We start from the raw sequence: 26,551 nt of genomic DNA on the forward strand, positions 1-26,551 counted from the left end.
TGGCGATCCCCCGGGATAAAGCTCGTCGGTCCCGCCGTGATCGTCACGATCGTCGTGTTCCTCCTGCCGGTGCTTTACATCGTGTGGCAGAGCTTCTCCGATCCCCAGATTGGACTCGATAACTACATCTGGCTTTTCACCAATGATTCCAACCTCAAGGTTTTGGGACGCACGGTGAGTGTTGGCCTCACCGCCACGATCATCACGGCCGTTCTGGCCTACCCGTATGCCTATGTGATGAGCAGCTCCACGCCGCTGGTCAAGGGTCTTCTCATGATTCTGGTATTGATGCCGTTTTGGACCAGCATGATGGTGCGCACCTTCGCCTGGGTGATCATCCTGCAGCAGAACGGCGTTCTCAATTCAGTCCTGGAACCGCTCGGTGTAGCGCCCGTGTCCATCCTGGGAACGACAACCGCGACCATCATTGGAATGTGCCAGGTGCTGATGCCCTTCATGGTTCTGCCTTTGGCCGCAGTCATGCAATCGATCGACCGACGTCTGCCCCTGGCCGCGCAAGTCATGGGTGCGTCGCCCACCAAGTCGTTCCTTACGGTGTATTTGCCGCTGTCGCTGCCCGGAGTGGTCGGCGGCGCCCTGATGGTGTTCATCCTGTCGCTCGGGTTCTACATCACCCCGGCGCTGCTGGGATCACCGCGCGATCAGCTCCTCCCCAACGCCATCTATACCCAGGTGCTCGAACTCCTCAACTGGGGCCAGGGCGGCGCTCTCGCGGTCTCCCTTCTCCTGCTTGTCGGTCTCATGCTCGGGCTGACCGGTCTCGTGGCCCGAATATTCGGCGTCAAAATTGGACGACTGGGAGGTACCGGCCTATGAAGTTCTCCCGCATTCTCCTCTGGATTTTCACCGTCGTTGTGGCGGTGTGGATGGTAGCTCCCAGCCTTGTGGTGATCCCGCTCAGTTTCACGTCTCAGAAGTCGCTGGCCTTCCCGCCGGTGGGCTTTTCCGGGCAGTGGTACGAGAATTTCTTCACCGACCCGGCGTGGCTCGGCGGACTCGCCAATTCCCTGCAACTCGGGCTCATGGTCGCCGTTGTCGCCACGATCCTCGGCACCGTCGCGGCCTACGGTCTAATGAAAATGAGCGGGTTCGCGAAGGCTGCCAGCAACAATTTTCTTCTCCTGCCCATGCTCGTTCCCGGTGTCATCTTCGCGATCGGGGTCTACGCGCTCTTCCTCCGGCTGGGATTAGTGGGTACCTGGCCGGGGTTTCTGCTCGCTCATACCGTTCTCGCCATTCCCTTCGTCGTGATCTCCGTGTCATCGGTGTTGGCCAGCTACGACGTGCAACTCGAACGTGCCGCCTGGATCAGTGGTGCGGGAAAGGTCAAGGCGTTCCTCACCGTGACGCTACCCATGATCCGGCCCGGCGTGCTGGCTGGTTTTCTGTTCGCCTTCATCACGTCATTCGACGAGGTCATAGTCTCGCTCTTCATCTCCAACGCCTACCTACAGACTCTCCCCGTTCGTATGTTCAGCAGCCTCCAGCGGGAGATTGACCCGACCATCGCCGCAGCAGCGACGATCATCATGCTCATCACGACATCTGTCGCACTATTCGCAATGATTGCGCGAGCCAAACGGAGTACCTCTCATGACTGATTCCACGGGCGCTGCCCTGACTATTTCCCGGATTCACAAAAACTTTGGCGACTTCGCCGCGGTGAAAAACATCTCTATCGACGTGCGGCCGGGCGAATTCATCACATTCCTCGGCCCGAGCGGCTCGGGCAAGACGACGAGTCTCAACATGATTGCCGGCTTCGAGTCGCCCTCATCGGGAGATATTCTGCTGGACGGCACCTCACTGGTCAACCTCCCCATCCACAAACGCAACATTGGCATGGTCTTTCAGGGCTACGCACTCTTCCCGCACATGACGGTCGCCGAGAATATCGCCTATCCGTTGAAGCAGCGCAAGGTCAAAAAGTCCGAACGCGCCCGTCTGGTGTCTGACGTTCTAAACCGGGTCAATCTTTCAGCATTCAGCAAACGGCTGCCGAGCGACCTGTCCGGCGGCCAGCGACAGCGGGTCGCACTCGCGCGCGCAATTGTCTATCAGCCTCCACTGTTACTGATGGATGAGCCGCTGAGCGCCCTGGACAAGGGACTTCGCGAACGTTTGCAAGACGAAATCCGTTCTATTCACCGTGATCTGGGAACAACGGTGGTCTACGTCACGCACGACCAGGATGAAGCACTCGCGCTCTCAGACCGTATTGTCGTCTTCAACGAGGGACGCATCGAACAGATCGGAACGCCCGCCGAACTGTATCGAGCCCCGGAAAACCTTTTCGTGGCCAAGTTCCTCGGAGAATCTCTCCTTCTCCACGGCGTCATAACGGGCCACCGCGGCACGACTTTCCAGGCGAACGGCCTTGATATTCCCGTGAACAATCCCCGGGGAATCCTGGGCTCAGCCAGTCTCATGATCCGCCCGGAGAAGGTGACCATGATGCGGGGCGTCGTCGACCGGCCCGTCGGCGTGAGCATTGCCGCACGAGTGGAACTGTCGACCTACCTCGGACACGGCAGTCGGCACATTGTCTCTGTCGGGGATGCCGGTGGTGGCGTCGTTCGCATCCAGGACGACGGTGCTGCCACGGATGCCGCTGGTGAACAGGTAACCCTGGCCTGGGCGATCGACGATGCCGTGCTGCTGCCGTCATCCGAATCGACCATCGTGGGACCGGCAACCGGGCTCATCGACCTGCCGACGACCACGCGCGAAATCGCGTTCCTGCCGTAGCGCTCAGGACAAACCGCCCGCCAGTTGCAGCAAGGGACTTCGTGCCCAGAACTGGCGGTCAGGTCTGGCAGCGCGGGCACCAGAAGGTGTTGCGCTGCTCCACGTCGCTGCGGCCCAGGGTGCCACGAAGAATGGGGGTGCCGCAGCGCCGGCACGGCTGGCCGCCTCTTCCGTAAACCCACACCTGCGCTCCGCGGCGCAGGTTACCGGTGGTCGTGCGTTCGTCGCGGTCTTTGTTGGCCAGGAGCAGCCGCCGGGCCAGGCTGACGAGTCCTGGCACGTCAGGGACCTCGACCATGGGCCGGGTCGGTAACAGACCGCGCAGAAAGCACAGCTCGTTGACGTAGACATTGCCGAGGCCGGCCAGGTTTTGCTGGTCGGCGAGGGCCAGAATGACCGGTTGTTCAGCCCGGGCAGCGAGGCGCTGAGCGGCCTCAGCACTGTCGGCGGTGTTCCAGGCTGGGTCGAGCAGATCGGGCCCGAGATAGCCGACCACCTCGGCCTCCGCCCGGGTCGGTACCAGCTCAAGCACCCCGAGTTCGAACCCGACGGCGACCCAGTCAGCCGTCTGCAGCACGATCCGTGCCTGAAAGGCGGGCCGCTGCCACCGGGTGCCCGGCCGGTAGAGGTGCCAGGCTCCCTCCATCTTGAGGTGGGAGTGGATGCTCGTCTCGCCGACCCGGTGCAGCAGGTGCTTGCCGCGACTGACGACCTCGTGCACGGTCTGACCGGTCAGGTCGACGGTCGCGAAAGCGGGTACCCGGATGTCGCAGCCGGTCAGGATGCTGCCGTGCAGCGCCTGGTCGAGGGTGCGCGCGGTGCGGTAGACGGTATCGCCCTCAGGCACGCAGTCTCAGTCCCTTCGGAGTTTCGGTGAAGCCGGCGGCGCGCAGGGCCGCTCCCACGTCGCTGCCGATCACGAACACACCATTGGCCGTTTCCACCGCGATCTTCTGCACGCGACCGGTGGTGACAAGGGCGGCCAGGCTCACGGTGGCCGCGGCGAGCACTGCCTCATCCGTTTCGAAGGCGACGACGGTTTTTCCGCCGCGCTCGACGTACAGCACGAGGGCTCCGTCGACGAGCACGACGAGGGCGCCCGATTTGCGGCCAGGGCGATGGGTGGTGTCGCCGGGCAGTGTCGGCCACGGCAGCGCGGCACCGTAGGGGTTTGCCGGGTCGGTTGCGGCGAGGGAGATCGCGGCCAGCGCGGCCTTCCGATCTGCACCAGACGGGACCGTTGACCCGACAGCGAAGGTGCGCAGCCGGTCGATGGTGCCGCCGGTGGCGAACTGGGCCGCGCCGAGCCCCTCAATGAAATATCCGCGTCGACACCGTGCCATTTCTTCGAACCCGGTGAGCGTTCGATAGACGAGCGAGAATCCGCCAATGACGCTCTCAGCCATCACCGCCCCCCGGGTGACCACGCCGTAGCGTTCCAGCAGGGTCTCCCCCAGCGCATGCGCGCGACGGGTCGGTGACTCGTCGGCCACCGGCAGGATCGACCAGCGACCCGACACGGTGGGCGGACCGCTGCGGCTCGGCAAACTTGGCCGCGGCATCGACCGCCCACGATGCAGGCGGGCGCGGGGTGCGGCTCGGCTCTGCCGGTGGGCGGTATGGCCGCCGGCCAGAAGCGATCGCACCGGGGCGAAGGTGTCGTTGTTGACCAGACCGGCCCAGACCAGGTCCCAGAGCGCCTGCACCAGTGCGGCATCGTCCTGACTGCCGACGGCATCGGCCAGCTGCCGAAAGAAGTAGGCACCGCCACTGCCCAGGGTCGCAAGGATTTCCTGTTGCAGGGGCGTCGTCGGGGCATCGATGGGCAGTGGCAGGGTGAGCTGGGCGGTTTCGGCGAGGTGCAGGCTGACCCAGCCGTCGTTGCCGGCGAGGGTGCCCGCGCCGGCCCAGAGCACCTCCCCGGCGTTGGTGAGTTCGTCGAGCATGCCCGGCTGGTAGTCACTCACCCGGGCGGGCAGAATGAGCGTCTCCCAGGCGGACGCCGGAATGCGCGCACCCCCCAGCTGCTCCACAACGGATGCGACACCGTCGATTCCGCGCAGCTTGCCGCCCACGTGTTGCCACGCCGGCAGGAACCGGCCGATGGCCTGCTGATCAACGGGTTCGACCTCGTGGCGCAGCGCCGCGAGGGAACGACGGCGGAGACGCCGCAACACCTCGGCGTCGCACCATTCCAGACCGGTGCCGTTCGGTCGGAATTCACCGGCTAGGATACGTCGGGCGTCGGCGAGGCGGCCGAGGGCGATCTGCACGACGGCGGTGCCGAGGCCGAACCGGTCGGCTACGGCGCCGGTCGTGAACGGTCCGTGCGAACGCGCGTAGCGGCTCACCAGGTCGCCGAGCGGGTCGGCCACGGATTCGGTGAACGCGGCGGACACCCCGATCGGCAGCGGAACGCCGAGAGCGTCGCGCAACCGGCTGGCGTCTTCGACCGCCGCCCAGCGCTCCTCGCCGCCGATGCTCGCACGCATGACGCGGCGCGCGGCGACCAGGCCGAGCAGAGCCTCCTCGGCGAGCACGAAACCTGACGGGTCGGGCGCCGGCAGCGACCCGAACACCGGCGGCGGAGCGTCGGGCGCAGACGGTGATTCGGGGGCGGGCAGGAGCATCCGCTCGGCGACCTCGCCGGTGCTGAGCGGGCCGAGCGTTCGTAGAAGGTCGGCGACGCCTTCCCTGCCCTTGGCCAGGTAGTCGGGCGCGAGCCGTTGCAGCTCCCGGTCGGTCTGGTCGATGACGGCGGGGTCGAGCAGCTCCCGCAGTTCGACCCGCCCGAGTAGTTCGGCCAGCAGGCTCGAGTCGATCGCGAGGGCTGTGGCGCGCCGCTCGGCTAGCGGGGTATCGCCCTCATACATGAAGGCGGCGACGTAACCGAACAGCAGGGTGCTCGCGAAGGGGCTGGCGGTGTCGGTCGTGACCTCCACCAGGCGCAGTTCCCGCGAGGCGATCCGCCTGGCCAGCGCACCGAGCGCCGGCAGGTCGTAAACATCTTGCAGGCATTCCCGCAGGGTTTCGAGAATGATCGGAAAGGTGGGGAAGGTGCGGGCAACGTCGAGCAGCTGCGCGGCCTTCTGCCGTTGCTGCCAGAGCGGCGAGCGCGAACCGGGCTTGTACCGGGGCAGGAGCAGGGCCCGGGCGGCACACTCCCGAAACCGGGAGGCGAACAGCGCGGAGCCGCCGACCTCGTCGGTGACCAGCTGCTCGAGTTCGTCGGGGTCGAAGACGAATAGTTCAGCGCCGGGCGGTTCGGTTTCGGTATCGGGGATGCGCACGACGATGCCGTCGTCGCTCGCAACACAGGAACCGTCGATTCCGTAGCGTTCCCGCACCCGGGCACCGACGGCCAGCGCCCACGGTGCGTGTACCGGGGTGCCGAACGGGGAGTGCAAGACGACCCGCCAGTCCCCGAGTTCGTCGTGGAACCGTTCGACCACGAGGGTACGGTCGGTCGGCAGCTGGCCGGTCACGGCGCGCTGCTCGTCGAGGAAGGCCAGCAGGTTACTGATCGCGCGTTCGTCGAGGCCGCCCCCAGCGCAGCGCATTCGGGCGTCGCCGGGTGGCAAGCTCCCGACCTCCCGCACGAAGGCTCCAATGGCCTGGCCCAGTTCGGCCGGGCGGCCGAGGCCGTCACCCTTCCAGAACGGCAGCCGCCCTGGCTGTCCGAATGCCGGCACGACGAGTACCCGGTCATGGGTGATTTCTTGGATGCGCCAGCTCGTGGTGCCGAGCGCGAACACATCGTTCACGCGTGACTCGTAGACCATCTCTTCGTCGAGTTCGCCGACGCGTTTGCCGGTGACCTGGTCGCCACCCACCATGAAGACACCGAACAAACCACGATCGGGAATGGTGCCGCCGCTCGTGACGGCGAGCCGTTGCGCCCCCGGGCGGCCGGTAAGGGTGCCGGCGTCGCGATCCCAGACGATGCGTGGACGTAACTCGGCGAACTGGTCAGAGGGGTACCGACCGGCGAGCAGGTCGAGGGTGGCCTCATAGGCGGAGCGGGGCAGGGTCGCGAACGGCGCGCTGCGCCGCAGGGTGTCAAACCAGGCCTCGAGGTCGATCGGTTCCAGCGCGCAGGCCGCCACGGTCTGCTGGGCCAGGATGTCGAGCGGGTTGGTGGGCACCCGCAGCGATTCGATCGCACCGGCCACCATGCGCTCGGCGGCGACGGCAGCATGGATGAGGTCGGCCCGATGCTTGGGGTAGATCACCCCGCGCGAGATCTCACCGACCTGGTGTCCGGCCCGACCGAGCCGCTGCAGCCCGCTCGACACCGACGGCGGTGATTCCACCTGCACGACCAGGTCGACGGCACCCATGTCGATGCCGAGCTCGAGGCTGGACGTGGCGACAACACAGCGCAGCCGTCCCGATTTTAAATCGTCTTCGATAAGAGAGCGTTGTTCCTTGCTGACCGAGCCGTGGTGCGCGCGAGCGAGCAGCGGTTCACTGGCCGCGCTCTGACCGCTCGCGCCCATCAGCTCAGCCGGTGGACGGACCGTTGGCGTGGCCCCCACCGTGCCGAGCCCTCCCGGCAGATCAGCCACCAGGACAGGCGCCCCCACCAGAGCGGATGCCTCCGCCCCGGCCAGCCGTTCAGCATAAATTTCGTTGAAGCGTGCCGTGAGTCGTTCGGTGAGCCGCCGGGAATTCGCGAAGACGATGCTCGAGGAATGCGCGAGCACCTCATCGACGATGGCTTCCTCGACGTGCGGCCAGATCGACCCGGTCTGGGGAGCCGCAGCCGAGGTGACGCCCTCGCGTTGCGGGACCGGCCCGAGATCACTCATATCGTCGACCGGAACCACCACCCGCAGGTCGAACCGCTTCAACGCGGGCGGTGCCACGATCTGCACGGGGGCTGCTCCACCGAGAAACCGAGCCACCTCGCTCTGCGGCCGTACGGTGGCCGACAACCCGATGCGCTGGGCCGGGTGGCTGAGCAGGGCGTCGAGTCGTTCCAGCGAGACGGCAAGGTGGGCGCCGCGCTTGCTCGCCGCCACCGCGTGCACCTCATCGATGATGACGGTCTGTACCCCGCGCAGCGAATCGCGGGCCGCCGAGGTCAGCATGAGAAACAGGGACTCCGGAGTGGTGATGAGGATATCCGGCGGCGACGTGATCAGCTTGCGCCGGTCGGCAGCGGGAGTGTCTCCTGAGCGCACGCCGACGGAGACGTGCGGCGGCTCCAGGCCCAGGCGTTGGGCAGAGCGGCTGATGCCCACCAGGGGCGCGGTGAGGTTGCGTTCAACATCAACGCCGAGCGCCTTGAGCGGGGAGATATACAGCACGCGAGTGATGGGCGAATGAGCACCGGGCACGCGAGTGATGGGCGAATGAGCACCGGGCACGCGAGTGATGGGCGAATAAGCACCGGGCACGCGAGTGCCGGCTATGGCGGCGGGCTCGGCCTCGGTGTACAGCCGGTCAATCGCCCACAGAAACGCAGCGAGGGTTTTGCCTGATCCGGTCGGTGCCACGACGAGGGCGTGCGAGCCCTGCGAAATGGCGTTCCACGCGCCTAGTTGCGCGGCGGTCGGCGCGGCGAACGCCTCGGTGAACCAGGCCCGAGTGGCCGGGGAGAAGCGATCGAGAACGTCGGTCATACCGTCATTCTCACCCGAACCACCGACAGAGAGCTCAACACAGCAGAATCTCGAGTCACGCCGACGCGACGAGCTTGACGCGCAGCGAGTCGACACCGGTCGTGATGGTCTCGTTCTCCGACCAGCGCATGCCGAGCCGACTCAGAATCGCGTCGAGATCGGCTTGGGTAAGGCCGTCGACCAGCTCGAGCTGCACGACGAGTTCGGGGCCGTCGAGCCGTGCCAGTGGATCACCGGCCGAGAGTGCGACGGTCAGCACCGACAGTTCCGTCGCGATCGATGTTCTGAACGCGTCGGCGACGTGGCGGCTGGCGTAACTCGGTGTCCAGGGCAAGGATTGCGCGATCGCCCACAGGGCCGGGCGCCGAATGACGAATTCACTGGGCGAGGTGGGATCGAGCACCACGAGGTCGGTGTTTTCCTGCGCGGCCGCCAGGGCGACACGCACGGCATCCGCGGGAACAGGCCGGGCAAGGGGGTTCCACGCCGTCATGGCGGCGGTGGAGGAGAAGGCGGGCAGCACGGTGCGGCCGTCGGGACCGGCCACGGTGATGATCGACAGTTCCTGCGTCTTGTCGATCGTCTGGCCGCGCGCGTTCAGCGCCGCCTCCCCGAGCTTGGTGACCAGCGGAATCAGCAGGCGGGAACCGCGGATGGCGTCGATGACGCTTTCTTCGCCGACCTCACGGGCGTGAAAGCGGGCGAGGGCCGCTGCGAGGGCCGCTGGAGCGGACCCGTCATCGCCGGCGTCCAGGTTCGCCTCGAATTCTCGGCCGGTCCAGGGCTGCCCGGCCGAATCGGCTAACACGTTCGGCTCACCGGGCTGTCCCGGCGAGCTCAGAGAACCGGGCTGTCCCAAAGAAGCGGGCCGACCAGAAGGATCGCCCGTGGAGCCGAGGTTACGCGCCTTGCCCATTACGATCCCGAGACGTCCAGGGCCTCGGCCAGGGTGAACGCGCCCGCGTAGAGCGCTTTGCCAACGATGGCGCCTTCGAGGCCCAGCGGCACGAGTTTGCGCAACTCTTCGATGTCGTCGAGGCTGGAAATTCCGCCGGAGGCGATGACCGGCTTGCGCGTGCGGTCCAATACCTGACGCAACAGCTCGATGTTCGGTCCCTGCAGGGTGCCGTCCTTGGTGACGTCGGTCACCACGTAGCGGGCACAGCCAGCCGCTTCGAGGCGTTCGAGCACCTGCCACAGGTCGCCACCGTCCTTGGTCCAGCCTCGCGCAGCGAGCGTCGTGCCGCGCACGTCGAGGCCGACCGCAACGGCTTCGCCGTATTGCGCGATCACGCTGGCTGCCCATTCCGGGTTTTCGAGTGCCGCCGTACCGAGGTTGATGCGTTTCACGCCCGTGGTCAGTGCCGCTTCGAGTGATGCGTCATCGCGAATGCCGCCGGAGAGCTCGATGTTGACACCCTTGACCTGACGAATGACCTTTTTGATCACGCCGGTGTTGGTGCCTCGACCAAAGGCGGCGTCGAGGTCAACGAGGTGGATCCATTCGGCGCCCTGCCGGGCCCAGTCGGCCGCAGCGTCGACCGGGTCTCCGTAGTTCGTTTCCGTGCCGGCCTCGCCCTGCGTCAGGCGAACAGCCTTGCCGCCGGCCACATCGACGGCGGGCAGGAGGACGAGCCTCGGTGTTTTGTTGAACTCGCTCATTGGTGTCCTTGATTGGTGCGGCCGCGTGCTGCGGCCAATTTCATGGCAGGTGCCGGTGCGGATGATGCGGGTTGTGAAGTCTAGGCGCGCCGGGCTATTGGCGCAGCGTTCCGATCCAGTTCTTCAGCAAGCGGATGCCCGCCTCCCCCGATTTTTCCGGGTGGAACTGGGTGGCGCACAACGGTCCGTTTTCGATCGCGGCCAGGAACGGCGCGCCGTGCTCTGCCCAGGTCAGCCGGGGTTCGGGAAACGGCGGCATGACCTCGAGCGCCCAGGACTGGGCGGCGTAGGAGTGCACGAAATAGAAGCGTTCCTCTTCGATTCCGCGAAAGAGCTCAGAACCCGCCGCGCTTGTGACCGTGTTCCAGCCCATGTGCGGCAGGATCGTCGCCGGAAGCTCGGTGACCGTTCCGGGCCATTCGCCGAGTCCCTCGGTGTCGACGCCACGCTCAACACCGTGTTCAAACATCACCTGCATCCCCACGCAGATGCCCAGCACCGGGCGGTCACCGGCCAGGCGCCGATCGACGATCTCGTCACCCCGCACCGCTGTGAGGGCCTGCATCACGGCGCTGAAGGCACCGACACCGGGTACGACGAGGCCGTCGGCTTCCAGGGCGATGGTGCGGTCGCTCGTCAGGGTCACGTCAGCGCCGGCCAGTTCGAGTGCCTTCACCGCGGAGTGCACATTGCCGGTTCCGTAGTCGAAGACGACGACCCTGGTCACAGGGCACCCTTGGTTGACGGGATGCCCTGCACGAGCGGGTCGAGGGCCTTCGCGAGGCGGAACGCACGGGCGAAGGCTTTGAACTCGGCTTCAGCGATGTGGTGCGGGTCGCGGCCGCCCAGCAGGGTGACGTGCACGGTCAATCCGGCGTGAAAGGTGATGGCTTCGAAGACGTGACGAACCATGGAGCCGGTGAAGTGTCCGCCGATGAGGTGGAATTCGAAGCCGGCCGGCTCGCCCGTGTGCACGAGATACGGTCGGCCGGAGATATCAACGACGGCCTGCGCGAGAGCTTCGTCGAGCGGAACGAGGGCGTCACCGTAGCGGGAGATGCCCGACTTGTCGCCAAGGGCCTGGCGGATAGCCTGGCCGAGCACGATTCCCACATCTTCGACCGTGTGGTGGACGTCGATCTCGATGTCACCGGAAGCGCGCACGGTGAGGTCGGTCAGCGAGTGTTTGGCAAAAGCCGTCAGCAGGTGGTCGTAGAACGGCACCGAGGTGTGGATATCGCTGACGCCGGTGCCATCCAGGTTCAACGAGAGGTCAATGCTGGATTCACTCGTCTCCCGTTGCAGGTGTGCGACGCGGGGCGCGGAGATACCGTCAGTTGAACTCATACCGCTAGCTTATTCGGCTCGGGCCGTCTCGGTTTGACCGGAACGATCCGGGCGTCCCAGGCGAGCCAGGGCGTCCAGGAACAGGGAGGTCTCCTTCTCGGTGCCGGCCGTCACCCGCAAGTGGCCGGGAATGCCGACGTCGCGAATGAGGATTCCCTCGGCGAGCAGAGCAGTGAACGTCTCCTGGGGGTCGGCGACTCCTCCGAACAAGACGAAGTTGCTCCAGCTTTGGTGTGGGGCGTAGCCCAACCGGGCCAGTTCAACCACCAGTCGGTCGCGTTGGGCACGAATGTCGTCGACCATCGCGAGCATCTCGGTGCTGTGCGCGAGGGCTGCGTTGGCCGCGGCCTGGGTCAGGGCGGAGAGGTGGTAGGGCAGACGCACCAGTCGCAGGGCATCCGTCACCGCCGGGTCGGCCGCCAGATAACCCACGCGGGCACCGGCGAAGGCGAAGGCCTTACTCATCGTGCGCGAAACGAGCAGGCGTTCCCGACCCGGCAGCAGGGTGAGTGCACTGGGCGTGCCGACGGGTGCGAATTCGGCGTAGGCCTCGTCGACGACGACGATGCCATCGGTTGCGTCGTAGACGGCGGCGATGGTCTCGAGCGAGAGCGGGGTGCCGGTGGGGTTGTTCGGGGAGCACAGAAAAACGATGTCGGGGCTGGTGCGGGCGATTTCACGCACGGCGGTGGCGGGCGACAGCTCGTAGTCAGCATCACGGGCACCCGGAATCCAGGTGGTGTCGGTTCCCGACGCGAGGATGGAATACATCGAATAGGTGGGTGCGAAGCCGAGCAGGCTCCGTCCGGGGCCGCCGAAAGCCTGGAGTACCTGCTGGAGCACTTCATTGGAGCCGTTGGCGGCCCAGATGTTCTCCGCCGCCAGTCCGTGGCCAAGATACTGGGCGAGCGCCTCGCGCAGGGCGGTGAACTCGCGGTCGGGGTACCGGTTCACCGAGCGGATGGCGTCGGCCAGGCCGGCGAGGATATCGCGGACGACCGCGTCTGGAATAGCGTGCGTGTTCTCGTTGACGTTCAGAGCCACCGGCACGTGTAGCTGCGGAGCACCGTACGGGGTCAGGCCTTGCAGGTTGGTGCGGAGCGGAAGATCATCGAGGCTGGTCACACCCTCCATGCTACGACCCTGTGTTGCTGCCCAGCGCTCCTCTGTTCCTGGCAGCTCAAGTACTGTTCAGCTCACGTACTGGACTACTCAAGTACTGGACTGCTCAAGTACTGATCGATTCAGGAGTCGGCGGGGATCTCCAGGCGCTGGCCGGGCTGCAGGGTTTCCACGGAGAGGGCGTTCAGACGTTTGATATCGGCGACCACGTCGCGCGGGTCCTCCGACGGTGAGATCTCTTCGGCGAGGTCCCACAGGGTCTGGCCGGGATCGACCGTGATGAATCGGGCGGAACCGACGTCGGTCGGCGAATAGGCCAGGGTGGCAACGATTCCCGAGTCGGTCGTGTACGACATGACGTCGATACCCGTGGCCGAGTCCGATGCGCCGGCCGCTCCCCCATTGACGGCGAAGGCGAGGGCACCGAGCACGAGCGGGACGGCAGCGAGGGTCGTGAGCACCGCTCGCCCACGACGAGTGAGGCGAAGTCGGGTGACGGGGGCGTCGTCGGATGATACTGCGGGTACACATGCTGTGGTCATGTCAAACCTCCGGGGTTGGCGGGCTGCGAGTCTCGTATCCGGCCCTCGGCCGGGAGGACCGGATGCGAAACTATGTTCCGAATATAACTTCGAACAATCGAACATGCAAGCTTTTTCTGGTCTTCGCCCGAAATTTCACACAACACACTCGAATAAGTGTTTGTTTCAGGGCGAAGAACTGGATAAACTTTCGATAGAACAATTGCTTGATTTACACTCAACCAGACACCACCGACATTCCCGTGAAGCACGACTTCAGGCCAGGCGGGACCGACTCCAGAAGGGCAGATCGTGACACAAAACACCGGCGCTACCCGCGACAAGGGCGGCACAAGGCGCCGCAAGAGTTTGAGCCAACGCCAGCTCGCTATCCTCGACGTAATTCAGCGTTCGGTGAGCTCGCGCGGCTACCCGCCGAGCATGCGAGAGATCGGCGATGCGGTCGGACTCGCTTCGCTGTCGAGCGTGACCCACCAACTCAATCAGCTCGAGCTCAGCGGTTATCTGCGCCGCGACCCGAATCGCCCGCGGGCACTTGAAGTGCTCATCGAGATCCAGCGCGCCCCCGAAGACGCCGGCACCGGCGACCAGGACAGCTTTCACCCGGGCGTGCAGGTCGGCGATGCGGCGATGGTCCCCCTGGTCGGCCGCATCGCTGCCGGCATCCCGATCACGGCCGACCAGCAAATCGACGAGATCTTTCCGCTGCCCCGCCAGCTTGTGGGCCAGGGCGAGCTGTTCATGCTCAAGGTCGTCGGGGAGTCCATGATCGACGCTGCGATTTGTGACGGTGACTGGGTCGTCGTGCGGCAACAGAAGACCGCGGAAAACGGCGAGATCGTTGCGGCCATGCTCGACAACGAGGCCACCGTCAAGGTCTTGCGCAAGCGCGACGGCCACACCTGGCTCCTTCCGCGCAACAGCAACTTCGAACCGATTGTCGGCGACTTTGCCGACATCCTCGGCAAAGTCGTCGCGGTGTTGCGCTCGGTGTAATCCTGATTGCACGCCCCGGTGTCGTACGACAGAGGCTCGATCGCCAACGGGTGATCGGGCCTCTGTCGTCCCTGCGACCGCGTCAGGCGCTGGCGCTAGGCATTGACCCTGATACCGCGGCGTTCGCGCACCCGCCGCGTCGCCGCGAGCATGTTATGCAGCGACTGCACGGTCTCGTCGTAGCCGCGCGTCTTCAGCCCGCAGTCCGGGTTTACCCAGACCTGGCGCTCGGGAATGGATTTCAAGGCGGTGTCGAGCAGCGTCGTCAGCTCGTCGATGCTCGGCACCCGGGGCGAGTGGATGTCATAGATGCCGGCGCCGATACCGTGGTCGAACCTACCGGCCTCGATCTCCTGCACCACCTCCATCCGTGACCGGGCCGCTTCGATGCTCGTCACGTCGGCGTCGAGGTTGCGAATGGCTTCGATGACGACGCCGAATTCGGAATAGCAGAGGTGCGTGTGAATTTGGGTCGCATCCGCTACCCCGGCCGTGGCGAGCCGAAAAGCACCGACCGACCAGTCCAGATAGCTGGCGTGGTCTTTCTGCTTGAGGGGCAGCAGCTCGCGCAGAGCTGGCTCGTCGACCTGAACGATTTGGATGCCGGCGGCCTCGAGGTCGCCGATCTCATCCCGCAGGGCGAGGGCCACCTGGCGGGCGGTTTCGCCGAGCGGTTGGTCGTCGCGCACGAAGGACCAGGCCAGGATGGTCACCGGCCCGGTGAGCATGCCCTTGACCGGCTTCGCGGTGAGGCTTTGCGTGTACACGGACCAGTCCACCGTGATCGGCGCCGGTCGCGACACATCACCCCACAGAATGGATGGCCGAGTACAGCGACTGCCGTAGGACTGAACCCAGCCATTTTCGGTCACGGCGAACCCGTCAAGGTTTTCCGCGAAGTACTGCACCATGTCGTTGCGTTCCGGTTCGCCGTGCACGAACACGTCGAGTCCGATCTCTTCCTGCAGTGCAACGACACGGCCAATCTCGGCGCGCATCAGATCGCGGTAGTCGCCGGCGCTCAGCGCGCCCGTGAGATACCGGGCGCGTGCGCGGCGAATGTCGGCGGTCTGCGGGAACGATCCGATCGTCGTCGTCGGTAGCGACGGCAGCTGCAACGCCGCCTCCTGCGCCTCCAGGCGATCGGCGTAGGCGCCACGGGTGAAGTCAACGTCGGTCAGGGCTGCGGCACGGGTACGTACGGCGCCGTCGCGTACGCCCGGAGCGCTGCGTCGCGCCGACAGGGCGGCCTCGGTCTCGGCCAGCGGCACCGCAATGGCGTCACGCCCGGCAGTGAGACCGAACGCGAGGGCGGCGACCTGGCCCACTTTCTGGTCGGCGAAGGCCAGCCAGCTGGTCAGCTCGCCCGGTAGCGAGGTCTCATCGAAGACGTCGTGCGGCACGTGCAGCAGCGAGGTGGAGGTGGAGACGGTGACCGAGTCTGACAACGCGCGTACGCTCTCGGCGGTCTCGAAAGCAGCGGCGAGGTCGCCGCGCCACACGTTATGGCCGTCGATCACGCCGGCGACGAGGGTCTTGCCGGCCAGTCCGGGTACTGCCGGAGGCAGGGTGCCCCGCACCAGGTCGAGGCCGATCGCTTCGACTGCGGTCGCGGCGAGAACCGGCAGCGCGTCGTCGAGGCTGCCGTACGGCGCCGCGACGAACAGAGCCGGTCGTTCGGTGAGCTGGCCGAGCACCCCATAAGCGGATGCGACGGCCGCCAGCGTGTCAGCGCGCCCCACATCGATGGACTCGCTGACCAGGCCGGGTTCGTCGAGTTGCACCCACTCGGCACCGGCATCCGCTAGCCGCGTCAGCAGCGCCGCGTAGACGGGAAGGAGATCGTCGAGTCGGGAGAGCGGTGAGAACCCGGCCGGTGCGTCGTCGCTCGCCTTGCTGAGCAGCAGGAAGGTGACGGGGCCCACGAGCACCGGGCGGGTGAGGAACCCGGCCGCTTTCGCCTCGATGAACTCGCGCACGATGCGGTCGCCGGCGAGCGAGAACACCGTCTCCGGACCGATCTCCGGCACAAGGTAGTGGTAATTGGAGTCGAACCACTTGGTCATTTCCAGCGGCAGGTTCTCGCCCGCGCCGCGGGCCAGGGTGAAGTATCCGGCAAGGTCGAGGGTTCCATCGGCCGCGGAGAGAGCAGCGAACCGGGCTGGAATCGCCCCGACCGCGACGATGATGTCGAGCATCTGGTCGTAGTACGAGAACGACTCGGGAATCGACGAGTCGGTGCGCCCCAGACCGAGTTCAACGAGCCGATCACGAGTTCCGGCGCGAAGCTCCGCGGCGACCCGTTCGAGTTCGGCGGCGTCGATCGTGCCCGACCAGAAGGCCTCAACCGCCTTCTTCAGTTCCCGCCGTCGCCCGATCCGTGGGTAACCGAGGATGGTGCCGGTGGGAAAGGTGGGAGATGCAGAAATGGGCATGGTGATTCCTTCACTGGAGCAATAGTGGCTTGAACGGTCGGAGAAGACGAACGTGATGAGGGTGGGCCTGCGCGGTGGAGCGCGCGCGAGGCCTAGGGCATGGTTGCGGGCACCGGAAGCGCCCCACACCCCTCAAGAACCGACAGCACGGTCTCGTGCTGGTTGAAGGCGTAGAGGTGCAGGCCGGGGGCGCCGCCGGCAAGAACGTCCTGGCCGAGGCGCACGGCGTAGTCGATGCCGATCTGCCGCTGGCCTTCCTCGGTCGGTTCGACCTCGAGCGCGATGGACAGTGCGGCCGGCAGTTTCTCCCCGGAAAGCTGCAGAATGCGTCGCAAACGGTTCGGACTGGTGACCGGCATGATGCCGGGAAGAATGGGAAAGAGCACTCCCGCGGAGCGGGCCTTCTGGATGAAGCTCAGGTAGTCGTCGGCGTGGAAGAACAGCTGGGTGATCGCAAGGTTGGCGCCCGCGGCCTGCTTGGCGAGCAGGGTGTCGATGTCCTGCGCGACCGACCTGGAGTTGGGGTGGCCGTTTGGAAACGCCGCGACACCGATGCGCACCCGGCTTCGTTCCGTTTTCAACCCGCGGGCGGCGGGGAGGCCGGGGATCACGGTCTCGATGTAGGGCACCCGTTCGGCCTGCACCCGGTGGATGAGCTGCACCAGCTCCCCGGCGCTGTGCAGGTCACCGAGGAAGGTGGTGTCCCCTTCGGCCGCGCCCTGCGGTGCGTCGCCGCGAATCGCGAGAAAGCTGCGGATACCGGCGTCGAGGAACTCCCGAATTAGCCGGCTGGCCTCAGCATGCGAGGAGCCGACACAGGTGAGGTGCGCCATCGCATCCGCTGTGGTGTGGTCCTTGATGTACCGCAGCACGTCGAGTGAGGAGGTGCGCGACGAGCCGTTGGCACCGTAGGTGACGGAAATGAACTCGGGACCGGCTGCGGCCAGATGATCGATGGTGCGCGTCAGAGCGGATGCTGCCGCCACCGATTTCGGCGGATACACCTCAAATGAGAATGCCGGGCGGTCGTTACACGCGGAAATCCCTGTCGCGGTCATGGTTCCTCATTCGGCAGAAGCGGTACAACGGTGGTGGCCAGGCGGCCGCGGACACCACCAGCAGGCTGATGGGTTTTCGCGGGCGGATGCCGGGCTCGGCTGTCGCTCCATGCCGGGGAATGAATTCCGTCGGCAACGATTGATTAGACACTAACAACACCGACGCCGTGGCGCACGAATGTGACACTTCATGTCATCCGGGCGGGCACCAGTGCCTGAGCCCCTAGGCGGAGGCCGCGGGGAGGATGACGAACGGGGCGAACTGGGGCTCGATCTCGGGAGTGACAAACGCGGTCACGCGCGTGCCGGCTTCCTCGTAGTCGGTGGCTTCGATGCGACCCTGATCGTGCAGCACCGCGATGAGGTCACCGCGGTCGTAGGGAATGAGCAGATCGAGTTCGATCTGCGGCGTCGGCAGCAGCAACGCCACCGCGGCCAGCACGGTCTCGATGCCTTCACCGCTGCGGGCCGACACGAACGTCGCTTTCGGTTCGAGGCCGCGAAGCACGAGCCGGTCGTCGTCGCTGATCAGATCACTCTTGTTGAAGACGACCAGTTCGGGAATGTCGCGGGCGCCGACCTCGGAGATGACGTCGCGCACGGTGGCGAGTTGGGCGACCGGGTCGGGGTGGGAGCCGTCGACGACGTGAATGATGACGTCGGCGTCGGCCACTTCTTCGAGGGTCGAGCGAAAAGCTTCGACCAGCTGGTGCGGCAGGTTGCGTACGAACCCGACCGTGTCGGTGAGGGTGTACAGGCGCCCGTCGGCGGTCGTGGACTTGCGCACGGTGGCGTCGAGGGTCGCGAACAGGGAGTTCTCGACGAGCACTCCGGCCTTGGTGATGCGGTTGAGCAAGCTGGACTTGCCGGCGTTGGTGTACCCGACGATGGCCACGGACGGCACGGCGTTGCGCTTGCGGTTGGCGCGTTTCGCCTCGCGGGCCGGCTTCATCTCAACCATCTGCTTGCGCAGTTTGGACATGCGGGTGTGGATGCGACGACGGTCGAGTTCGATTTTGGTTTCGCCGGGGCCGCGGGAGCCCATTCCGGCTCCGGTGCCACCGACCTGGCCACCGGCCTGTCGGGACATCGAGTCGCCCCAGCCGCGCAGGCGGGGAAGCATGTAGGCCATCTGGGCGAGTTCGACCTGCGCCTTGCCCTCTCGGCTCTTGGCATGCTGGCTGAAGATGTCGAGGATCACGGCGGTACGGTCGATGACCTTGACCTTGACCACGTCTTCGAGGGCACGCCGCTGGCTGGGCGCCAGTTCGGTGTCGGCAATGACCGTGTCGGCGCCGAGGGCCTTCACGATGTCGGCGACTTCCTGGGCTTTGCCCTTGCCCAGGTAGGTGCTCGGGTCGGGGGTGGCCCGACGCTGCAGCAAACCGTCGAGCACGGTGGCCCCTGCGGTTTCGGCGAGGGCGGCCAGTTCGCGCATGGAGTTCTCGGCGTCATCGACCGTGCCGTGCGTGTAGACGCCCACCAGCACGACGTTTTCCAGACGCAGCTGGCGATATTCGACCTCGGTGACATCTTCAAGTTCGGTGGACAGCCCGCCAACTCGGCGCAGGGCGTTGCGGTCGGCACGCTCGGACTGGTCGCCGTCGTGCTCGCTGCCGTCATACCCGCCGGAGGCCTGAGCCTGCAGGGCCTGAGCCGTGCCGCTGCGAAAGAGGGAGTAACCGGCAGCCTTACTGTCGGCGCTGGCCAGCACTCGCGCGACGACATCATCTGCGTCGAAGGCTTCCACGTGTGTAATTTCTACCGCGTCGTTTTGTGCCGCGTCGTTGCCCGAGGGCGCCGTTGGATCATTCATCCCATTAACCTTAGTTCAACGAAGTTGAAAGGTTCCTCTTATGTCGTCCGACCACTATTTTTCTCCGGCGCCCGGCACCGTACTGAAAACGCGCCAGATCACGGTGCAGCTGCACGGGCAGGATCATGAGCTCACGACCGCAAATTCGGTGTTCAGCCCCGCTCACATTGACGGTGGCACGGAGGTTCTGCTCAAGTACGCCCCCGAACCGCCCTTGAGCGGCCATTTTCTCGATCTCGGCTGCGGCTGGGGCCCGATCGCGCTGCACCTCGCCCTGGCCTCACCTAAAGCCACCATCTGGGCCGTCGACGTCAATGAGCGGGCGCTCGACCTCGTGCGCACCAACGCTGCCACCCTCGGTGTGACCAACATCAAGGCGGTACTCGCCGCCGACGTGCCCGCTGACATCTTGTTCCGCACCATCTGGTCGAACCCGCCGATTCGCGTGGGCAAAGACGAGTTGCACGGCCTCATGCAGACCTGGCTCCCCCGCCTCGAACCCGAAGCGGATGCCTGGCTCGTCGTGCAGCGCAACCTCGGCTCTGACTCACTCCAGCGTTGGCTCGCCGCCGAACTCCCGGCCAACTTCGAAACCACCCGCGAGGCCATCAGCAAGGGCTTCCGGGTGCTGGCCGTGCATCGTAACTAACCCAGGTTCAAAACACCGTCGAAGACCAGCTCGGCCGGCCCCGACAGTGACACGTGCTCGCCGTCCTCGGCCGGGAACATCCGCACCCCGAGTACACCGCCGGGAAGCTCCACCCGCCACTGGTGCGGCGCCGATTTTCCGGCCCAGTGCCGGGTGGCCAGGGCCGCTGCCGCAGCACCGGTGCCGCACGACAGGGTTTCTCCGCTGCCGCGTTCGTGCACCCGCATGCGGAACCGGCCGACGCCGTTGACGACGAGCGGTTCGTTCGGCACGACGAATTCAATGTTCACGCCGTCGGCCGGTTCGGGGTCGAGCTGCGGAATGAATGTCAGGTCGGCGGCGTCGAGTTCGTCATCGTCGGCGAGGGCCACGACGGTGTGCGGGTTGCCCACGTTGATGCCGAGGCCGGGACGCGCTACGGGCAGGTTCCTGGTGCGCACGAGCGGTTCGATGCCGTCGAGCTTCCACCGGCCGAGGTCAACCTGAAAGCCCGAGGCGTTGCGCTGCACGTCGCGCACGCCGCCGCGGGTGCCGATGGTGAGGGTGTCGCCGGGCAGCAGTTCGGCGAGGTCGTTCTCAATAAGAAATTTGGCATAGACCCGGATGCCGTTCCCGCACATTTCCGAGACGGTTCCGTCCGCGTTCCAGTAGTCCATGAACCACTCGGCCGCGTCGTCTTCGGCGAGGGCCGCCGCGCCGTCCGGCAGTTTCTTGCTGCGCACCGCGCGGATGATGCCGTCGGCTCCGACGCCGAATCTGCGGTCGCAGACGGCGCGAATCTGCGCCGGGGTGAGCTCTATCGTCCCGTCCGGATCAGCGAACAGCACGAAGTCGTTGCCGGTGCCGTGGCCCTTGGTGAAGTTCAAAGTGATGCCCATGTGGCCAGTTTACGGGGCTGCCACCGGCGGGTTTTGCGGCGCGAAGTCGGGCGCACCACCCCGGTCCACCTGCGCGAGGGCATCCTCGCCGCGGTCCGGTGCCTCCGATTCGATCCAGTGTGTGTGGGCGTAGCGTTTGAACCAGCTCACCTGCCGGCGAGCATAGCGGCGGGTGAGCTGCTGGGTTGCTTCGATAGCCTCCGCCTGACTGAGCGTGCCGTGCACCTGCCCGAGCGCCTGGGCGTAGCCGATCGCGCGGCACGCGGTCACACCATTCTCGATACCCGCCTCGAGCAGGTCCCGGGCTTCATGAACGATGCCGGCCGCCCACATCCGCTCGACGCGCGCGTCGAGCCGGGGGGTGAGCCGCTCGCGCGGGGTGCGGAGGCCGAGGAGCACGCTGGGTTGCCAGTACACCGGTTCGTCGGGAAGGGCGGCGAGGTGCGGGGCGCCGGTGAGCTCGACGATCTCCAGTGCCCGAACAAGGCGGCGCCCGTTGCTCGGGCCGATCCGCAGCGCGGCCTGGGGGTCGACGGCCTGCAGCCGGGAATACATCAGGCCCGGTCCGATGTGCAGGAGTTCGGCTTCGAGCCTGGCCCGCAACTGTGGATCGGTGCCCGGAAACTGAAAGTCGAAGACGACCGACGACACGTAGAGACCGGAGCCGCCGACCAGGATGGGGACGGCCCCGCGCGCGCGGATCTCGGTGATCGCCGTGCGGGCATCCGTTTGATACTTGCTGACGGTGGCCTCGTCGGTCACGTCAATCACGTCGAGCAGGTGGTGCGGAATGCCGCGGCGTTCACGCATGGTGAGCTTGGCCGTGCCGATGTCCATGCCGCGGTACTGCTGCATGGCGTCGGCGTTGACGATCTCGGCCGGCTGTCCACGCGCGATGAGCCGTTCGGCCAGGTCGAGGGACAGTTCGGACTTGCCGGTGCCGGTCGACCCGACAATGACGATCAGCACCGCCGCGCCAGACGCTACCGCTGTTTCAGACGACAAGCTCCTAGCGCTCGTCGTCGTTCACGTTGTAGATGGGAATGGTGGTCGCGCCACTCTCGAGCCGCAGGCCGATCGTCGGCAGCCCGAGTGAAACGGGGCCGGGACCGCTTGTGGCGCCGCCGTGTGCCGGAACTCCACAGGATTCAGCTTCCATGCGATCCCAGGCGTCGCCGGCCCGGGTTGAGCGGATGCGCAGGGGCGCGTCGGTGGTCGAGTCCGCGATGAGGTGGAACGGTGCCGCCTGAGTGACGACGACGGTGACCATATCGCCGGGCCGGGGGCGAGGCGAACCGGCCGGAACATCGAAGTGCACGAGTCGGCTGTCGGGGGCCCGCCCACTGAGGCGGTGGGTGTCGTTGTCTTTACGGCCGCCGTTGGCGACGAGCAGTTCGACCTCACGGCCGATCATCGCCTGGTTCTCCTCGAGGGAGATGCGCTCCTGCAGAGCGGCAAGACGCTCGTAGCGGTCCTGCACGACGGCCTTGGGAACCTGGTCGGGCATCGTCGCGGCCGGGGTACCCGGGCGAATGGAGTATTGGAAGGTGAACGCGGTCGCGAACCGGGCCTGTTCGACGACCCGCAGGGTCTCCTGAAAGTCTTCCTCGGTTTCGCCGGGGAAGCCCACGATAATGTCGGTGCTGATGGCAGCGTTCGGCATCTGAGCACGCACGCGGTCGAGAATGCCGAGGAACTTCGCGCCGCGGTAGGACCGGCGCATCGCCTTGAGCACGCGGTCGGACCCGGACTGCAGCGGCATGTGCAGCTGCGGCATGACGGCGGGGGTTTCGGCCATAGCGTCGATGACGTCGTCGGTGAACGCGGCGGGGTGCGGGCTGGTGAAGCGGATGCGCTCCAGCCCGTCGATCTTTCCGGCCGCGCGCAGCAGCTTGCCGAAGGCGAGGCGGTCGCCGAACTCGACCCCGTAGGAGTTGACGTTCTGGCCGAGCAGGGTGACCTCGATGGCGCCGTCGTCGACGAGCGCCTGGATCTCGGCGAGGATCTCCCCGGGGCGGCGATCCTTCTCCTTGCCCCGCAGCGCTGGCACGATACAGAAGGTGCAGGTGTTGTTGCAGCCGACCGAGATGGAGACCCAGCCGCTGTAGCTGGAATCGCGCTTGGTGGGCAAGGTGGACGGGAATGTCTCGAGGGATTCGAGAATCTCGAGCTGGGCCTCACCGTTATGCCTGGCCCGTTCGAGCAGACTGGGCAGGGAACCCATGTTGTGGGTGCCGAAGACCACGTCGACCCACGGCGCCTTCTCGAGGATGGTGGTCTTGTCTTTCTGGGCGAGGCAGCCGCCGACGGCGATCTGCATACCGGCATGCTTGCGCTTGACCGAGGCGAGGTAGCCGAGGTTGCCGTAGAGCTTGTTGTCGGCGTTCTCCCGCACCGCGCAGGTGTTGATCACGACGATGTCGGCCTCGTCACCGTTGGCCGAGACATAGCCAGCTGCTTCGAGTGAACCGCTCAGGCGTTCGGAGTCGTGCACGTTCATCTGGCAGCCGAAGGTGCGCACCTCATAGGTGCGGGCTCGCCCCGACTCGTCGATCGCGGCTACCGAGGGGGTGATCACGGTTCGGCGGGCTTGTTCGGGGGCGACGATACTCATAGTGACTGTAGTTTACGCGAGCAATTCGGTGTGCGGGCCGTGTGCCCTGGCCCACTCGCACGCATCAACGGAATCGAACGCGGGAGGTAGCACCGCCACCGCGGCTGTCCATGGCCGCCTTGACAGCCACTCGTACAGCTGCCGAGCTATAACCCTTGCGCATGAGAAAGCCGGTGAGACGACGGTCGATGGTCTGGTCGTCGAAGCGTTCCATCTGCCCGATCCGTTTGGTGGCCAGGTCGATGGCGCGTTCCGCCTCATCGTCGGGAAGTTCCTCAAGCTTGTCGAGCATGACGCTCGGGTCGAGCCTGCGTCGACGCATTTCAGCTTCGACGCCGGTGCGGCCGAGACCCTTGCGCACGTTGTGGCTGTGGATGATCTGATCGGCGAGCTTGCCCTCATCGAGATACTCCAGCTCGATGAACTTCTCGATGATCTCACTCGCTTCGCCCGAGTCGACACCGGTGGCATTCAGCACCAACAGGGCCTCGACCGTGGAGAGGGAGCGGCCGCGCAGCCGGTGCAGCAGCACCTTCTCCGCCCGCTCCCGCTGATCGAGCGCATCGGCCGCGGCGTCAGCCTCATCGCTGCCTTCCTGCTGCATCTCGGCCTCGTTAGCAGCGGCAGCAGCCGCAGAAAACCGGTCGACCTGGGCCGGAGGGGCTTCGGCTTTGATCGCGGCAGCGTCGGGCGCGGCGGCTTCAAGCGGCGAGCGACGTTTCATCCCCGGTGTCGCACCGTGCAGGTAGGTCACGGGAGCCAAATCGGCGTCTGCTGGTGTAGTTGCATCATCCTGGGGTGTGAAGTGAACCATTCCCGTGACCTGCCTTTCAGTGCGTTTCTGGCTGAACTGTGCGATGCGGGGCTGAACGGAGCTGCGTGTCCCGGTTAGGCGGTCTTGCGGGCGGCCTGACCCTTGATACCCACCGGGCCGCCGGCGAGAAGAGCGGCGGCATCCGCTTCGGCCTTGGCCTTCGTTTCGGCCTCCAACGCGACAGCGGCGGCGGCCTTTTCGGCAGCCTTGGCCGCGATGCCTTCGGGGCCGACGCCGAGCTTGATCAAGATTTTGCGTTCGATCTCGTTGGCCATGTCGGGGTTCTTCATGAGGAAGTTGCGCGAGTTCTCTTTGCCCTGGCCGAGCTGGTCGCCGTCGTAGGTGTACCAGGCACCCGACTTCTTGACAATGCCCTGATCAACACCGAAGTCGATCAGACTGCCCTCGCGGGAGATGCCGATGCCATACATGATGTCGAACTCGGCCTGCTTGAAGGGCGGTGCCATCTTATTCTTGACGACCTTGACCCGCGTGCGGTTACCGATAGCATCCGTGCCGTCTTTCAGGGTTTCGATGCGGCGGATGTCGAGGCGCACCGAGGCGTAGAACTTGAGGGCCTTGCCGCCGGAGGTGGTTTCGGGGCTACCGAAGAACACACCGATCTTCTCGCGCAGCTGGTTGATGAAGATCATGGTCGTGTTGGTCTGGCTCAGGCCACCGGTGAGCTTGCGCAGGGCCTGGGACATGAGGCGCGCCTGCAGGCCGACGTGGGAGTCACCCATCTCGCCTTCGATCTCGGCGCGGGGCACGAGTGCGGCCACAGAGTCGACAACGATGAGGTCGATGGACCCGCTTCGCACGAGCATGTCGGCGATTTCGAGTGCCTGTTCACCCGTATCGGGCTGGGAAACGAGGAGAGCATCGATGTCGACGCCGAGCTTCTTGGCGTATTCCGGGTCGAGGGCATGCTCGGCGTCAATGAAGGCGGCAATGCCGCCGTTCTTCTGCGCGTTGGCGATGGCGTGCAGGGTGAGGGTGGTCTTTCCCGAGGATTCCGGACCGTAGATCTCCACGATGCGGCCACGCGGCAACCCGCCTATGCCGAGAGCGACGTCGAGCGCGACCGAGCCGGTTGAGATGGTCTCAACGGGGGCGCGTTCGTCGCTGCCGAGGCGCATGACCGATCCCTTGCCGAACTGACGGTCGATTTGCGCGAGGGCGGTTTCGAGGGCTTTCTCGCGGTTCGCTTGTGATGCCATGGTCGTGATCTCCTAGGTTCTGCACGGTCGGTATAGCGAGGTGTGCATGGTGGCGCCTATAGGCTGTCGGCCCAGCAATCGGGAAGACCCCGATACCTGTTTCGACAAGGCAATTGCTGACTTTCTCTGATAACTGCGACTGTACGCCGCACCTCCGACACTGGTCGGGGGCACGATCGAGCGGTGCGCAGTCTGTCAGATTGTCTGCTGTGGAGGAGCCTATCAAGACCGAACAGGTATTCGAGCATTATCGGGATGATCCTGCGGCGTGTCGAAATATCAGCCGAACCCGTCGGGGTCAGTCTTATTACAGGCGAGGAGCGGGAATGCCGGCGCCGTACCAGCGGCTGCGCGGAACGTCGACCTCGGCGCAGAGGGCCAGCCACACATCACGGGCGGGAGTACCGGCGGCGAGGGCCTGATCGGCGGTTCGACCATCGAGCGGCGTGAGCACGAGGTCACGGGTGAGCACTCGTCCGTAGGCCTCGCCGAACTCGTCCCTCATCGCGGTGCGAAATTCACTCAGGCGCACAACACTCCTTCAAATTTTGTGTGGCGAATCGTCACTCCCGAAAGACAACCACCGCCGACACTCAGTGTCGACGGTGGTTGATAATGATATAAATCCTGAGGATGCTGCCGAGGGTGGCTAACGCACCATGAAGTCGGCATCGAAGGTGGTGACGAAGTCGTCCGGTACCGTGTCGGGAAACTGATCGATTCCCTCGATAACGGCGAGACGGTCACCAACTTCACGCATGATGACCGAAATCGGGGTATCCAGTGCGTCGGCGACCGAGGCGAGGATCTCTGAGGACGCCTCTTTCTGGCCCCGTTCTACCTCGCTGAGATAGCCGAGCGCGACACTTGCCTTGCTTGCGACCTGACGCAGGGTACGCCCCTTTTGCAGGCGGAAGTCCCTGAGCACATCGCCGATTTCCTGACGAACAAGAATCATCGGAACCTCCTTCTTATGGCTGATAATCAAGCCTGTGACTACCG

General features: G+C 65.5%; 23 protein-coding genes. 5 read left to right on the top strand and 18 right to left on the bottom strand.

From position 1 onward, the window contains the following. Window positions 1-36 precede the first annotated feature (36 nt). Genes E3O25_RS06985 through E3O25_RS06995 form a run of 3 tightly spaced genes read left to right on the top strand, consistent with a single transcriptional unit; the run spans window position 37 to window position 2,769 of the window. Entirely contained in the window at window positions 37-837 is an 801-nt protein-coding gene (locus E3O25_RS06985; protein WP_241988526.1) for an ABC transporter permease, read from the top strand. Continuing rightward, window positions 834-1,622, top strand: coding sequence for an ABC transporter permease (locus E3O25_RS06990; protein ID WP_134360813.1), 789 nt, complete (start codon window positions 834-836; stop codon window positions 1,620-1,622). The genes E3O25_RS06985 and E3O25_RS06990 overlap by 4 nt, the downstream gene beginning before the upstream one ends. After that, a complete protein-coding gene (locus E3O25_RS06995; protein WP_134360814.1) occupies window positions 1,615-2,769 on the top strand; it encodes an ABC transporter ATP-binding protein in 1,155 nt (384 codons plus the stop codon). The genes E3O25_RS06990 and E3O25_RS06995 overlap by 8 nt, the downstream gene beginning before the upstream one ends. 58 nt (window positions 2,770-2,827) lie before the next feature. Here E3O25_RS06995 and E3O25_RS07000 read toward each other — a convergent pair whose 3' ends face one another. The 8 genes from E3O25_RS07000 to E3O25_RS07035 all read right to left on the bottom strand — a co-directional run bounded on the left by E3O25_RS07000 (window position 2,828) and on the right by E3O25_RS07035 (window position 13,069). Further along, window positions 2,828-3,616, bottom strand: coding sequence for a DNA-formamidopyrimidine glycosylase family protein (locus tag E3O25_RS07000; RefSeq protein ID WP_134360815.1), 789 nt, complete (start codon window positions 3,614-3,616; stop codon window positions 2,828-2,830). Continuing rightward, entirely contained in the window at window positions 3,609-8,396 is a 4,788-nt protein-coding gene (locus tag E3O25_RS07005) for a DEAD/DEAH box helicase (protein ID WP_134360816.1), read from the bottom strand. Before E3O25_RS07005 ends, E3O25_RS07000 begins: the two co-directional genes overlap by 8 nt. A gap of 55 nt (window positions 8,397-8,451) precedes the next feature. After that, complete coding sequence (locus tag E3O25_RS07010; RefSeq protein ID WP_241983761.1) at window positions 8,452-9,204, bottom strand: SseB family protein; 753 nt, start codon at window positions 9,202-9,204, stop codon at window positions 8,452-8,454. Between the two features lie 107 nt (window positions 9,205-9,311). Then, window positions 9,312-10,058: a bifunctional 1-(5-phosphoribosyl)-5-((5-phosphoribosylamino)methylideneamino)imidazole-4-carboxamide isomerase/phosphoribosylanthranilate isomerase PriA gene (gene priA / locus E3O25_RS07015; protein ID WP_092111720.1), complete on the bottom strand. Its 747-nt coding sequence runs from the start codon at window positions 10,056-10,058 to the stop codon at window positions 9,312-9,314. A gap of 94 nt (window positions 10,059-10,152) precedes the next feature. Then, the gene (gene hisH, locus E3O25_RS07020) at window positions 10,153-10,785 is read right to left on the bottom strand and encodes an imidazole glycerol phosphate synthase subunit HisH (protein WP_092111722.1); all 633 of its coding nucleotides are present in this window, start codon (window positions 10,783-10,785) and stop codon (window positions 10,153-10,155) included. Continuing rightward, the gene (gene hisB / locus E3O25_RS07025) at window positions 10,782-11,405 is read right to left on the bottom strand and encodes an imidazoleglycerol-phosphate dehydratase HisB (RefSeq protein ID WP_092111724.1); all 624 of its coding nucleotides are present in this window, start codon (window positions 11,403-11,405) and stop codon (window positions 10,782-10,784) included. The genes hisH and hisB overlap by 4 nt, the downstream gene beginning before the upstream one ends. A 9-nt stretch (window positions 11,406-11,414) precedes the next feature. After that, window positions 11,415-12,530 carry a histidinol-phosphate transaminase gene (locus E3O25_RS07030; protein WP_241988527.1) on the bottom strand — a complete coding sequence of 372 codons (1,116 nt, stop codon included), beginning with the start codon at window positions 12,528-12,530 and terminating at the stop codon, window positions 11,415-11,417. 119 nt (window positions 12,531-12,649) lie between these two features. Then, on the bottom strand, window positions 12,650-13,069 hold the full coding sequence (locus E3O25_RS07035) for a LysM peptidoglycan-binding domain-containing protein (RefSeq protein WP_092111728.1): 420 nt from the start codon (window positions 13,067-13,069) through the stop codon (window positions 12,650-12,652). 288 nt (window positions 13,070-13,357) lie between these two features. Here E3O25_RS07035 and lexA point away from each other — a divergent pair, with 288 nt between their 5' ends. Further along, on the top strand, window positions 13,358-14,065 hold the full coding sequence (lexA, locus tag E3O25_RS07040) for a transcriptional repressor LexA (RefSeq protein WP_370448736.1): 708 nt from the start codon (window positions 13,358-13,360) through the stop codon (window positions 14,063-14,065). Between the two features lie 95 nt (window positions 14,066-14,160). Here the strand turns inward: lexA and metE are convergent, their stop codons facing one another. From metE to hflX, 3 genes are all read right to left on the bottom strand, one after another. Continuing rightward, complete coding sequence (gene metE / locus E3O25_RS07045) at window positions 14,161-16,500, bottom strand: 5-methyltetrahydropteroyltriglutamate--homocysteine S-methyltransferase (RefSeq protein ID WP_134360818.1); 2,340 nt, start codon at window positions 16,498-16,500, stop codon at window positions 14,161-14,163. Window positions 16,501-16,592: 92 nt separating this feature from the next. Next, a complete protein-coding gene (locus E3O25_RS07050) occupies window positions 16,593-17,558 on the bottom strand; it encodes a methylenetetrahydrofolate reductase (RefSeq protein WP_092111734.1) in 966 nt (321 codons plus the stop codon). 223 nt (window positions 17,559-17,781) lie between these two features. Then, window positions 17,782-19,374, bottom strand: a complete 1,593-nt coding sequence (gene hflX, locus E3O25_RS07055) for a GTPase HflX (protein ID WP_092111736.1) — start codon at window positions 19,372-19,374, stop codon at window positions 17,782-17,784. 40 nt (window positions 19,375-19,414) lie between these two features. Between hflX and E3O25_RS07060 the strand changes: the two genes are divergently transcribed. After that, window positions 19,415-20,023: a class I SAM-dependent methyltransferase gene (locus E3O25_RS07060; RefSeq protein WP_134360819.1), complete on the top strand. Its 609-nt coding sequence runs from the start codon at window positions 19,415-19,417 to the stop codon at window positions 20,021-20,023. On the opposite strand, the gene dapF is transcribed toward E3O25_RS07060, so the two are convergent. The 7 genes from dapF to E3O25_RS07095 all read right to left on the bottom strand — a co-directional run bounded on the left by dapF (window position 20,020) and on the right by E3O25_RS07095 (window position 26,507). Next, complete coding sequence (dapF, locus tag E3O25_RS07065; protein ID WP_092111740.1) at window positions 20,020-20,901, bottom strand: diaminopimelate epimerase; 882 nt, start codon at window positions 20,899-20,901, stop codon at window positions 20,020-20,022. The two genes, E3O25_RS07060 and dapF, sit on opposite strands and share 4 nt — an antisense overlap. Window positions 20,902-20,910: 9 nt before the next feature. Then, entirely contained in the window at window positions 20,911-21,906 is a 996-nt protein-coding gene (gene miaA / locus E3O25_RS07070; protein ID WP_241988528.1) for a tRNA (adenosine(37)-N6)-dimethylallyltransferase MiaA, read from the bottom strand. A 4-nt stretch (window positions 21,907-21,910) separates the two neighbouring features. After that, a complete protein-coding gene (miaB, locus tag E3O25_RS07075; protein ID WP_092111744.1) occupies window positions 21,911-23,515 on the bottom strand; it encodes a tRNA (N6-isopentenyl adenosine(37)-C2)-methylthiotransferase MiaB in 1,605 nt (534 codons plus the stop codon). A gap of 64 nt (window positions 23,516-23,579) precedes the next feature. Beyond that, window positions 23,580-24,269, bottom strand: a complete 690-nt coding sequence (locus tag E3O25_RS07080; protein WP_166805993.1) for a regulatory protein RecX — start codon at window positions 24,267-24,269, stop codon at window positions 23,580-23,582. A 134-nt stretch (window positions 24,270-24,403) separates the two neighbouring features. Continuing rightward, the gene (gene recA, locus E3O25_RS07085) at window positions 24,404-25,549 is read right to left on the bottom strand and encodes a recombinase RecA (RefSeq protein WP_092111748.1); all 1,146 of its coding nucleotides are present in this window, start codon (window positions 25,547-25,549) and stop codon (window positions 24,404-24,406) included. Between the two features lie 307 nt (window positions 25,550-25,856). Continuing rightward, window positions 25,857-26,081 carry a DUF3046 domain-containing protein gene (locus E3O25_RS07090; RefSeq protein ID WP_092111750.1) on the bottom strand — a complete coding sequence of 75 codons (225 nt, stop codon included), beginning with the start codon at window positions 26,079-26,081 and terminating at the stop codon, window positions 25,857-25,859. 117 nt (window positions 26,082-26,198) lie between these two features. Further along, window positions 26,199-26,507 carry a helix-turn-helix domain-containing protein gene (locus tag E3O25_RS07095; RefSeq protein WP_092111752.1) on the bottom strand — a complete coding sequence of 103 codons (309 nt, stop codon included), beginning with the start codon at window positions 26,505-26,507 and terminating at the stop codon, window positions 26,199-26,201. Window positions 26,508-26,551: the final 44 nt, after the last annotated feature.

It is taken from the genome of Cryobacterium sp. TMT1-3 (assembly GCF_004402315.1).
Classification (GTDB): Bacteria; Actinomycetota; Actinomycetes; order Actinomycetales; family Microbacteriaceae; genus Cryobacterium; species Cryobacterium luteum.